Below are 12,266 nucleotides of genomic sequence, written 5' to 3' on the forward strand. Positions count from 1 at the left end.
AATAATTTGGAACTAAGAAGTGAAGTTTGAACTTGTCGCTGCTGCCCTCAGCGCGCTTCGCCAAACGCAACAATCGTTATACAAACCCGTTGTGCAAAATTTATTGAAATGAAATACATTCAACCTCAAGTATATCTAGAATCATTTACCTGTCCACATTGTGGTGTTCTATCTAAACAAGATTGGAAGTCAGCTGACATGAAGTTTGATAGTTACATGGATGGCAATAGAAACATATTAGCATCCGGTAATTGTCAACATTGTCATGATTCATCTTTATGGTTAAGAGAAGACATGATTTATCCTCAGGTAGGCAACGCTCCATTTCCTAATACCGAAATGCCAAAATCCGTCAAGAAAATATATTTGGAAGCTGCGTCTATCTCCAATAATTCTCCAAGAGGTGCAGCAGCGCTTCTCAGATTATCTCTTCAAATTTTGTGTAAAGAGTTAGGAGAATCTGGAAAGAATATCGATTCTGACATTAAAAGTCTTGTTCAAAACGGATTGCCGTTAATCGTACAGCAATCTCTCGATTCAGTTAGAGTAATTGGTAATGACGCTGTTCATCCAGGTCAAATAGATACGGATGATATTGTAGTTGTGAATAAACTTTTCGGATTGATAAATGTAATTGTTGAATACTTAATTGCCTTGCCTAATCAGGTAAGTGGTATATATTCAACTCTTCCAGCGAATAAAATAGAAGGCATTCAGAATAGAGACAAAAAGAAATGAAATCAACTGAAATAAGACTATTTCGCGAAAAACTTGCTTTAGATGAAGATAATCGTCAGATTAGATTAAGCTTACATGAACATTATGAATGGTTAGAAGCTTATTGGCATGATCGTTATAATGCCAAAAATCAAATTGCGAAATTCAGCAATGAATTTGGAGTGTTTTATTGGAATATTGAAGGAATAAAAGAGATTGCCCGCAAAATTGCATTTTATCCTCCAGTCGGAAACTCGAACAATGACTTCGAACCAACAATTACTGTCCTACGAGCAACTTACTTTCTAAGGTTCCTATCTGAACTCTTTGAAGAACAATTTCCGGGTACTGATGAAGAAATAGAAATTGCTGATAATTGGAATAAAAGTTCTTTTGAAGCATTGTTGACAATCGGCAAGCAAATCAGAGATAATCTATTCCATGGTAGGAAAATAGAGCTTAATGAACCCCAATATACTAGAAACAAGGAGTTGATTAAAATGGCTTCTGATATTATGTCGTTAGTTTTGGACAATCTTGAACAAGCAGAACAAGTTTAAACTTTGCACAACACTGTATACTAATCATAGCTCTTGCGAAACTAGAAGCAAATTGATTGCAAATATTTAACTATATTGGTTTCTGATAAACAACGTTACGCTTGCCTTTCTGATTCTCACGCAGCTCCGAATAATTGGAACTAAATAAGGAACTGAAAAGGTGTCGCCGCTTCAAGCCGCACACTGCGCCAAGCGCTACAATTATTATACAAACTCGTTGTGTTTCATGCGAAAAAGAACCAACCGCACATTTTAGCACATTTGGTTTTTGCCAACGCTCTTTGCCGACACTGAAAAACCAAAAGAGCTAAAATCTCCCCACGCTCGTAGGACGAGAATAATTCGAACGGTTTTTATATTGAAAAACGAGATAAATAAGATTAAAATACTATCTTGGCTGTATAAATTTAGACGGAAATGAACCGAATAAAGGAAGTACTCGAAGAGAAAGGGATTAAGCAGACTTGGCTGGCTGAAAAACTGGGGAAGAGTTACAACATGGTGAATGGTTATGTCCAAAACAGACAGCAACCTCGCTTGGAAATACTGAATGAAATTGCAAACATCTTAGATGTCGATATAAAGGACTTGATAGTCTCAAATAAGAGTTAATATGAATGAGGCTCAAACTAGAAAAGAAATAATTGACAAACAGCTTCAAGAAGCTGGGTGGAATATCAATGACCAAACTCAAGTCATTTCAGAATTTGATATAAAAGTCGATCTACCTGATGGAGTTAGTGAGCCTCTTACACCCTATCAAGGGCATCAATTCTCTGATTACGTTTTACTTGGGAAAAATGGAAAACCACTTGCCGTAGTTGAAGCTAAAAAAGCCAGTGTTGACGCAAACATTGGAAAGGAACAGGCTAAACAATACTGTCATAACATACAAAAGGAACATGGCGGTGAACTTCCCTTCTGCTTTTATACAAATGGACACGAAATATTCTTTTGGGATTTGGGAAATTATCCACCCAAAAAAGTAATTGGTTTCCCAACAAGAGATGATCTTGAACGATACGAGTATATCCGCAGAAATAGAAAACCTCTTGCCTCAGAACTAATAAATACTGACATAGCAGGAAGAGATTATCAAATTCAAGCCATTCGTTCCGTAATGGAAGCTATCGAAAAGAAGAAAAGTAAATTTCTTTTGGTAATGGCTACGGGAACCGGTAAAACCCGTACTTGTATAGCACTTGTAGATTCCTTAATGAGGGCTGGATGGGCTGAACGTGTTTTGTTTCTAGTTGACAGAATTGCTTTGCGTAACCAAGGATTAGATGCGTTCAAAGAACATTTACCAAATGAACCAAGATGGCCTAAAGTTGGTGAAAAATCCATTGCTAAGGATAGACGAATTTATGTCACCACGTACCCCACAATGCTCAATATCATAAGGGATGAAGAGAATAGTTTATCTCCTCACTTTTTTGATTTGATTGTAGTAGACGAAAGTCATCGCTCAATTTATAATACCTATCAAGAAGTTTTAGACTACTTCAATACGATTACCCTTGGACTAACTGCTACACCAACTGACGTAATTGACCATAATACCTTTAAGCTTTTTGAATGTGAAGATGGGCTTCCAACATTCGCATACTCTTATGAAGAAGCCGTAAATAACATACCTCCTTACTTGAGTAATTTTCAAGTAATGAAAATTAAAACCAAGTTTCAAGAAGAAGGAATAAGCAAACGGACTATTAGTCTTGAAGATCAAAAAAGCTTGATTTTGGAAGGAAAAGAAGTTGCTGAAATCAATTTTGAGGGAACTGACTTGGAAAAGTCCGTAATAAACAAAGGAACCAATGTCACTATCGTAAAAGAGTTTATGGAGGAATGCATCAAAGACCCGAATGGTGTACTTCCTGGAAAAACAATTTTCTTCTGTTCTACAAAAGCACACGCAAGACGTATTGAACAAATTTTCAACGCACTATATCCAGAATATCATGGAGAATTAGCCAAAGTCATGGTATCTGATGACCCTAGAGTTTATGGCAAAGGCGGTCTTTTACACCAATTCACACATAATGACATGCCCCGAGTTGCGGTTAGCGTTGATATGCTTGATACTGGAATTGACGTGCGGGAATTGGTAAATCTTGTATTTGTAAAACCAGTTTTCTCATACACTAAATTCTGGCAGATGATTGGTCGTGGGACAAGACTATTGGAACCAACCAAAATAAAACCTTGGTGTCCCGAAAAAGATGTTTTCCTCATCATGGATTGCTGGGACAATTTTGAATATTTCAAACTGAATCCAAAAGGCAAAGAACTTAAAGCTCAAATTCCTCTACCTGTCAGATTTGTTGGCTTTAGAATTGATAAAATTGAAAAGGCTTTGGATAAAAGTAGAGAGGATATATCCAACAAAGAAATTGGACTACTTAGAACACAGATTTCTGAGTTACCTAAAAAATCTGTAGTTATTCAAGATTGCAAACCTGATTTAGCCAAAGTAGAAGATGATACTTTTTGGAATCATTTAACACATGAAAAAATCGAATTCCTAAGGCACACGATTAAGCCATTATTCAGGACTATTTCCCAATCTGATTTCAAAGCAATGAGATTCAAGAAAGATGTTCTAGAAACATCTCTTGCCCACTTGTCTGAGGAAACTGAAAAGTTTGACACACTGAAAGAGAACATAATTAATCAGGTGAGCGAACTTCCTTTATCTGTCAATATTGTGGCACGGCATACTTCGTTCATCAAACAAGTTTTATCAAACCATTTTTGGTCTGTTATTGAAGATGCAGGTTTTGATGAAATAGCAGAGACTATTTCACCTCTGATAAAATTTAGAGAGCAACAGATTACTTCTGATGGCCCAGCTAAATTGAATCTTTCTGATGTGATCCAAACAAAAGAAATGGTAGAGTTTGGTCCTCAAAATGAAGCTGTGAGCATTTCAAAATACCGTGAAATGGTAGAAGCAAAAGTTGCTGAATTAACGGAACGAAACCCAATTCTACAAAAAATTAAAGCTGGTGAGCCAATAACTGAAGAGGAATCGAATTCACTTGCAGAAGAGCTTCATGAAGAAGACCCTCACATTACTGAATCATTGCTTCGCAAAGTCTATAAGCATCAGAAAGCGAAATTCATTCAGTTCATTAAACACATTTTGGGCATAGAAATACTTGAAAGTTTTGATAACCAAGTGAGCAAAGCAGTTCAGCAATTTATTCAGGAACATACGCAATTATCAACTCGACAAATTGAGTTTTTAAACTTGATGCGTGACTATATAATCGAAAGAGGAAATATTGAGAAGAGAGACTTGATACAAGCTCCTTTTACAATTATTCATCCAAAAGGCGTGAGAGGTATTTTCTCGCCAATGGAAATAAAAGAGCTATTAACATTAACAGAAAAATTCGCAGCATAAATGAGTTTACTAAGTAATAACAACACCATCAAAAGCAAGATTGATGACCTCTGGCAAAAATTCTGGAGCGGAGGTATTTCCAATCCCTTAACGGCAATCGAACAAATCACATATCTGCTTTTCATGAAAAAGTTGGATGAAAACGATTTAGAAGAATTGTCAAGAAGCGAATTTTCAGGTGATCCTTATACTTCAAAGTTCGAAGGGATATATCTGCTTCCAGAAGATCGTCCAAAAGCTGATGCAACAGCAGAAGAGATTGCAGAAATTGAGAAAACTAAAGGAGTTGATAAACATACATTGAGGTGGAGTCAATTCAAAAGAAAGCCGTCTGATGAAATGCTCGCATACATTCAACGCTATGTGTTTCCATTTCTAAAAGACTTGGAAGAAGATGATTCTCTTTTCGCAAAGCATATGGTAAATGCTGTGTTTATCATTCCAAAACCATCTCTTTTAAAGGAAGCTATTGCTTCAATTGATGAAATTTTTGAGGAGATGGAAAAAGATTCCAGTGAAAAAGGACAAGATTTTCAGGACATTCAAGGTGATGTATATGAATACTTATTAAGCGAAATTGCCTCTGCTGGAAAGAATGGACAGTTTAGAACACCAAGGCACATTATTAAACTATTAGTGGATTTGGTTGACCCAAAATTGGGGCAAAAAGTAGCTGACCCTGCTTGTGGAACAGGCGGTTTTTTGTTGGGTGCATATCAATATATGATTACCCAACTAGACAAAGAAAAAGACCAACGGAAACCTGATGAAGATGGGTTTATTCGCAACAGCAAAAGTGCTTTGCTTACAGAGGAAGTAAAAGAAATTCTGGATAAGAGTTTATATGGTTATGATATAGACTCTACCATGGTTCGTTTGGGCTTGATGAACCTTATGATGCATGGAATTGACAATCCTCAAATTGATTACAAAGACACCCTTAGCAAAAGCTATCACGAAACTTCCGAATATGATGTGGTTTTAGCCAATCCTCCATTTACAGGTAACATTGACAAAGGAGATATTCATGAAGAGCTACAACTGAAGACCACTAAAACAGAACTCCTTTTCGTAGAGCGTATTTTCAATATGCTCAAAATGGGCGGTACTGCTGGAATTGTGGTACCACAAGGTGTATTGTTTGGCACAGGTAGTGCTTTTGTGGAAGCTAGAAAGCTGATGATTGAGCAATCTGAATTGAAAGCGGTTGTTACTGCACCTAGTGGTGTATTCAAACCTTATGCAGGTGTGAGCACTGCCCTACTTATTTTCACAAAAGGAGGCGAAACTGAAAACGTTTGGTTTTATGACATGGAATCAGATGGATATGCCTTAGACGACAAACGCAGCAAACAGGAGGGTTACGGTGATTTACAAGATATCATCACTCAATTCAAAAATAGAGATGCCCAAAAAGAAAATGAACGAGAAGGAAAATACTTCTTTGTCCCAAAAAAGGAAATAATAGAAACTGATTATGATCTGAGCTACTCTAAATATAGGAATGAGGTTTTTGAAGAAACCGTGTACGAAAAGACTGAATCTATTTTGGAAAAATTAATAGGTAAAGACGGCAATGGTGGTTTGGAAAATGAAATTCTTACTGAACTTCAAAGTTTAAAAGAATTATTGTAATGGAGTTTGTAGAGAAAACAATTGGAGAAATTGAGTACTTGATAAAAACGGGTAAAACTCCTCCTTCAAAAAAAAGTCAATATTACAATGGTGATGTGTATTGGTATACTCCCGGAGATTTAGATCAAAAAAAGTATTTAACCGATTCAAAAAGAACAGTTACAAAAGAAGCGATTGATGACAAAGTAGTTTCAATTCTCCCTAAAAACACTGTTCTAATTGGAGCAATTGGAGATATCGGAAAACTTGGAATAACAAGTAAAGAATCATGTACAAATCAGCAAATTACAGGAGTTATAACTAATAGTGAAGTTTATTTTGAATACTTGTATTACTGGCTCAAAAGCAATAAAACGGCATTAAAAAAGCACACTACAAATGCTGTCGTACCGATTTTAAATAATAAGTCATTAAGGGCCGTAAAAATCAGATTCCCAAAATCAACAGATGACCAAAAACGCATTGTTAAAATTCTCTCTAAATGTGAAGCTTTAATCCAAAAGCGTAGAGACAGTATTAACTTTTTGGATGAATTGGTGAAATCTACCTTTTTAGAGATGTTCGGAGATCCAGGAATAAACCCAAAGGGCTGGCAACTTAAAAAGTTTAACGACCACATAGAATATATAGGAGATATCGGGTCAAATGGCAGTAATGCAAAAATTTCAAAAAATTTGGTCATGCATGATGAAGAGAATTATGCATTAATGGTACGAACCACAAATTTAAAGTCAAATGACTTTGTAAATAAGGTAAAGTACTTTTCGAAAGAGACCTATGAATTTTTCTCCAAATCTAAAATATATGGAGGCGAAATTATAATGAATAAAATAGGTAGTGCAGGGGAATTTTGGATTATGCCAAAATTAAACAGGCCTGTCTCATTGGGGCTAAATCAACTTGTTATTAGATTAAAAAGCATCAATACAGCCTATCTATATCATTACTTTTCGACTAATTATGGCAAGCATGTAATTCAATCAAACGTACAAGGCGCTGTAACCAAATCAATAACTAAAGGTGCCGTAAAATCCTTGCCTCTCCTATTTCCACCAATTGAAATTCAAAATGAATTTTCGAATAAGGTTGAAAAAATGGACTTAATAAAACAACAGTTAAATGAGAGTTTAGTGGAGCTCGAAAACCTTTATGGCAGTCTAAGCCAACGTGCATTTAAGGGTGAATTGGATTTAAGTAAAGTAGATATTTCAGATATGGAAGATAACAAACAAGAAAAAGCAGAAATAGATGATAATAGTAGAGATATTTCTGACGAAGAGTTTGAGAAGATGTTAGAATCTTTTGAGCATAAGTTACCTGAAGGTGAAATTCCATTAAACAGGGAAAGAGATATTCGAGACATTAATATCAGACAGTTTTTAGGATTACTTCCTGATGTTCAAAGCGAAGAAGACGAACACATAGAGTTTGGTTTTATGGACAAAGATTTTTTTTATCAATTCATTTTGAAAGACGGGTTTTCTAATAGAACTTTTTCTCTTAACGAATTAGAAGCTTATGCAAGAAAATACATTCTTAGAGGCTCGGGATTTGAGTTTACTTATGAAAATTGGAAATATATAATTTTCAGATTCTTAGGCGCTAAGAAACCATTGTTGAATCAGGTTTTTGATGAAAAAGACAAAACAGTTAAACTACAATTGACAGATGAAACTTATAAGGCTTAAAATAAATCAAGAGGTTGGTTTTAGGTCTTTGCAGCAAGGATTTGAAATCTACTTTCTTCGTGATTTTGATTATAAACATGCCCATGAGTTTAATCCCAATATTCTAGCTGGCAGAAATGGAAGTGGTAAATCAAACATTCTTGAAGCCTTAGCCAACATTTTCTATCATTTGGATTGCATGTATAATGATTACTTGCCAGATGGTTTTCTAAAGGATGAGGATAATGAAAGAGGGTTTGACAATACAATTGGTGTGGTTGATGCTTATGAATTAGAGTATTTCATAGATATTCCGATTTCACTTATGAATAAACCCATTAGTGAATTACCTAAAACACCAATAAATGAAATTAAGGCTCATATCCTTATTGTAAAAGAGGTTGGCCATAAGCCTGAGGTAAAATGGCTAAACATATCGGATTATTCAACCAAATCAGATGATTTGGATAAAAAGACGGTACAGCTATTACTTCCAAAATATGTTTTAGGTTACTCTTCCGGAGAAAACGAATTATTAAGTCTTCCTTTCTTTAAAACCAGATTTCTACATTTTGATGAATATGCAGATAAATTGAGGTTTGAAGAGCCTTATGGTTATCCTCCAATACCTGAAGGTAGGCTTGTGTATTTAGATAAAGAGTTTAGTCAAGCCATATTATTGGCAAATCTTCTTTTGCATAACCCAGATTCTCAAGATGCCGCTTTGTCTCCTTTTTTGGAGAACGTGGAAATAGAGGATATTGATGAATTTAGGTTGATTATCTGTCAAGATCGGTATTTAGAATTGCACGAGGAGATATTGCGAGACAAAGAAATTACGATTGAAGAACTCCATGACGAAAAACGTCATTTAACCGAACTCACTTCAAACCTCAAGAAAAGTATAGAGGTTCTAAAGAAATGTGCTACTAGCTTTGAACACCGATACATTGAGCAAGAAAATGACGAAGATGGTCGTGAATATTTGATTCTTGATTACAAAGTAACACCTGCCACTAAAGAGGCCTTTAGATTCCATTTTTCTGAGAAGCCACTGCAATTGTTTCAGCTATTCCAATTGATGTTGGAATTGAATGCCTATGCCGTTTCAGAAGAAGATAAGAAGCGAGTCTATGAGTCGAAAAATATTTTCATCAATCATGACATCTATCCAAATCCATTAGAAGATGATAGAGTGCTGCGTTTCAAAAACCTTTGGATAAAAAAAAAGGGTATAGAAAAATCGCTTTTTACAAAAGAGTTGTCTGACGGAGAACATCAATTCCTTCATTCATTAGGCTTGTGTTTACTTTTCAAAAACGAAAATGCTCTTTTCCTACTTGACGAACCAGAGACACATTTCAACCCCGACTGGAAAGCTAAATTCATCTCAAACCTAAGACACTGCTTTTCTCATTCATCAGGTGTCATGCGAGAGATGTTGATTACGACACACTCCCCTTACTTAGTGTCTGACAGCGAATCAAAGTATGTTCATATTTTCGAAAAAGATCAGGAGACTAAGAAAGTAACCAACCGTTTTCCTGACTTTCAAACTTTGGGCTCTTCAGTGAATAAAATAACTATCAAAGTTTACGATAAACCCGACACAATTGGAGCTTATGCCAATAGTAAAATTGAAGAATTCAGAAAGGAACTTGAGACTTCCGAAGACAAAGAAGCAGTTCTCAAGCGAGTGAAAATTGAAATTGGGGAATCAGTAGAACGTGTTCTTTTTATCAATGAAATACTTGACCAAATAGAGAAGAAGTAATGCTATTTACCTACAAATACATAAAACATGATATAGAAAAGCTTCAAGGCTTTTTGGACTTCTTATTTTATGATGTTTGGTTGGTCGCAGAAGGTGATTTTGATGCTGAAAAGTTGAATGGTAATCCAGATTTAAAGCAGATTTATATTGATTTTGGTAATGCCGATTTTAAATGGGGAAATTTTTTCAATAGTTCTATTGAACAGATTTATTCAGAATTCGAGAAAATTAAAGATGATAAGTTTAAACTTGAGTTAATTGATCTTTATGACGCCAACAACAATGTTGAGGTTCTATGTAATGACAAATCCAAGTTACCGATTAGTTATGCTGAAATAAAGGCAAGGTATTCTGACCTTGAAAAAGCCATTAACGATTTCTATTCCAAACTATATGGCACAGAAAGTCCATTTAATCTTGATGCTTTCGGACAACTCAATAAAAAACTAATCCCAAGCCATTATGAGGCTTTCATGACTGATAATAATGAAGAGGTTTGTCCTTTTTGTGGCATTCTTCCAATCAAAGGGAATAACCATTCTTATCGTGAAGCTTATGACCATTATTTACCCAAAGGCCTATATCCATTCAACGCATTGAATTTCAAAAACCTTGCTCCAATGTGTCATGAATGTAACTCAACTTATAAGTTGACAGATGACCCTATATATGAGGACTATAAAAAAATTGACCCTCTAAAAAAAGAAAACAACCGACAATTGGCTTTCTATCCTTATTCTGAAAATCATCCAGAATTAGAAATTAAAGTTGAACTAACATCAAAGGACATTAAAAATCTAAAACCTACGGACATTACACTTGAAATTAAATCAGCTGGTAATGAAGAACAGATTGAATCTTGGAAACGTGTATTTGGAATTGAAGAAAGATACAAGGCTTTATGCTGCAACAAGAATGAAGGACTCGAATGGTTTAATGCGGTGGTAGATGGCTTTGAAAATGCAAAGGAAATGGGAGTAACGGATTTTGCAAAGTGGGTTGATTTGAAATTACGGGAAGCTGGAAGGAATAAGCTCTCTAATTATGGTTTTTTAAAAGCACAATTTTTAACTGAATGTAGAGACAAAGGAATACTCAATGCCAGCACCTAGCATCCATACACATTGCCAAGTCGCTCAAAAGCCAACCGCACGAGCCAAAACTTGTCAAAGAGTATGTCTGCCCCAACGCTGAAAAAAGAAAAGAAAATAAAGCACGAAAACACAACAACGTATACTAATCATTGCTCTTGAGGTAACTAGAAATAAATTGATTGCAAATATTTAACTATATTGGTTTCTGAAAACTTGAACTCGCTTGCCTTTCTGAGTCTCACGCGGCTCTGAATAATTGGAACTAAGAAGTGTAGTTTGAACTCGTAGCCGCTGCCAGCATCGCGCTGCGCCAAACGCAACGATTATTATACTAACCCGTTGGCAGCAATCAATAACACACAATTTACAAGATGTTCACTTTAAATATTAATCAGAAAAAGATAAATAGAATTGACCTAATTCTGATTAGTAGAATCATATCTATAAGTTCATTTTTAATTGGAACTATACTTTTTGCTCTATTCTATTCATTTAAGTCAATTGGAATAGCATATATCGGACTTTTCTATGTTTTATTAGCTTGTTTTTTGAATAGTATCTATTTGATTGGGTTAATAATTAAGCTTTTTCAAAAAAACACAAACAGAAAACAATGTCTGATTTCAATTTTGCTAATTACTCTTAATATTCCTATTGTAATAATATATTTTTATGCTGTAATATCTATAATATCTGAAAACTCATATTAACAGCTTCAAATGAATAAAACTATTCGAATAATCTTTATTGTTTTAATATGCTTATTAATCATCCTGCCCTATTCTAAAGTCTTGAGTCCTGACCATCAAAAATGGGGATACATTTTTTATTTCTCAGGACTTGAAATATTTCTATACATAACTCCATTAATAATTTTAAACATATTAAAACTTGAACGTTATAATAAATCCGGATATTTAGGAATCTCTGTAGCCTTGACAATTACTTCAGGAATTTACTTTTTATTATCAATACTTTGGATTTCAAGATCAATAGAAAATTACTTTCCTTCATTTGGAACTTACGCACTTTTGATTTCGTTACCTCTAAATTTAATTTCAATTTATTATGATAAAAAGCATAAAAAGTTCAACTGAAAGATAAACTGCAGCCAACAATGCATCAATAATCATAGCTTTTCCATAATAACAGAATGTTTAGTACTTAAAAATTACTATTTTAGTCATCGGAACAATACGTAACGCTTGTCTTTCCGATTCTCACGCAGCTCCGAATAATTGGAATTAAATAAGGAACCGAAAAGGTGTCGCCGCTTCAAGCCGCACACTGCGCCAAGCGCTACAATTATTATACAAACCCGTTGGCAGTAATTGCCGAATTCAAGAATGAAAGAACTTTTAACCAAATATATCGTAAATATTTTTTTATTGATAATATTGACGGCAAGTT

At 34.9% G+C, this 12,266-nt stretch carries 8 protein-coding genes; all 8 read left to right on the plus strand.

Annotated features, from left to right (window positions below; genetic code table 11):
- The first annotated feature begins 294 nt into the window (after positions 1 to 294).
- The 8 genes from BLQ00_RS16625 (at position 295) to BLQ00_RS16660 (ending at position 10,874) form a co-directional block, all read left to right on the plus strand.
- On the plus strand, positions 295 to 738 hold the full coding sequence (locus tag BLQ00_RS16625; RefSeq protein WP_217629438.1) for a DUF4145 domain-containing protein: 444 nt from the start codon (positions 295 to 297) through the stop codon (positions 736 to 738).
- On the plus strand, positions 735 to 1,277 hold the full coding sequence (locus BLQ00_RS16630) for a hypothetical protein (protein ID WP_093145448.1): 543 nt from the start codon (positions 735 to 737) through the stop codon (positions 1,275 to 1,277). The genes BLQ00_RS16625 and BLQ00_RS16630 overlap by 4 nt, the downstream gene beginning before the upstream one ends.
- Positions 1,278 to 1,694: 417 nt before the next feature.
- Positions 1,695 to 1,889 (plus strand): helix-turn-helix domain-containing protein, encoded by a 195-nt coding sequence (locus BLQ00_RS16635; protein ID WP_093145449.1) that lies wholly within the window; start codon positions 1,695 to 1,697, stop codon positions 1,887 to 1,889.
- 1 nt (position 1,890) lies between these two features.
- Entirely contained in the window at positions 1,891 to 4,686 is a 2,796-nt protein-coding gene (locus tag BLQ00_RS16640; protein ID WP_093145450.1) for a type I restriction endonuclease subunit R, read from the plus strand.
- The gene (locus tag BLQ00_RS16645; RefSeq protein ID WP_093145451.1) at positions 4,687 to 6,321 is read left to right on the plus strand and encodes a type I restriction-modification system subunit M; all 1,635 of its coding nucleotides are present in this window, start codon (positions 4,687 to 4,689) and stop codon (positions 6,319 to 6,321) included.
- A complete protein-coding gene (locus BLQ00_RS16650; RefSeq protein WP_093145452.1) occupies positions 6,321 to 8,009 on the plus strand; it encodes a restriction endonuclease subunit S in 1,689 nt (562 codons plus the stop codon). The genes BLQ00_RS16645 and BLQ00_RS16650 overlap by 1 nt, the downstream gene beginning before the upstream one ends.
- On the plus strand, positions 7,990 to 9,762 hold the full coding sequence (locus BLQ00_RS16655) for a restriction system-associated AAA family ATPase (RefSeq protein WP_093145453.1): 1,773 nt from the start codon (positions 7,990 to 7,992) through the stop codon (positions 9,760 to 9,762). The genes BLQ00_RS16650 and BLQ00_RS16655 overlap by 20 nt, the downstream gene beginning before the upstream one ends.
- Complete coding sequence (locus tag BLQ00_RS16660; protein WP_093145454.1) at positions 9,762 to 10,874, plus strand: hypothetical protein; 1,113 nt, start codon at positions 9,762 to 9,764, stop codon at positions 10,872 to 10,874. Before BLQ00_RS16655 ends, BLQ00_RS16660 begins: the two co-directional genes overlap by 1 nt.
- Positions 10,875 to 12,266: the final 1,392 nt, after the last annotated feature.

This window comes from Ulvibacter litoralis (genome assembly GCF_900102055.1).
GTDB lineage: Bacteria > Bacteroidota > Bacteroidia > Flavobacteriales > Flavobacteriaceae > Ulvibacter > Ulvibacter litoralis.

Bases quoted from the DNA above. Each gene is read 5' to 3' on its own strand.
- BLQ00_RS16655 (WP_093145453.1), top strand. From the start codon at position 7,990: ATGAAACTTATAAGGCTTAAAATAAATCAAGAGGTTGGTTTTAGGTCT.
- BLQ00_RS16640 (WP_093145450.1), top strand. From the start codon at position 1,891: ATGAATGAGGCTCAAACTAGAAAAGAAATAATTGACAAACAGCTTCAA.
- BLQ00_RS16645 (WP_093145451.1), top strand. From the start codon at position 4,687: ATGAGTTTACTAAGTAATAACAACACCATCAAAAGCAAGATTGATGAC.
- BLQ00_RS16660 (WP_093145454.1), top strand. From the start codon at position 9,762: ATGCTATTTACCTACAAATACATAAAACATGATATAGAAAAGCTTCAA.
- BLQ00_RS16635 (WP_093145449.1), top strand. From the start codon at position 1,695: ATGAACCGAATAAAGGAAGTACTCGAAGAGAAAGGGATTAAGCAGACT.
- BLQ00_RS16630 (WP_093145448.1), top strand. From the start codon at position 735: ATGAAATCAACTGAAATAAGACTATTTCGCGAAAAACTTGCTTTAGAT.
- BLQ00_RS16625 (WP_217629438.1), top strand. From the start codon at position 295: ATGATTTATCCTCAGGTAGGCAACGCTCCATTTCCTAATACCGAAATG.
- BLQ00_RS16650 (WP_093145452.1), top strand. From the start codon at position 6,321: ATGGAGTTTGTAGAGAAAACAATTGGAGAAATTGAGTACTTGATAAAA.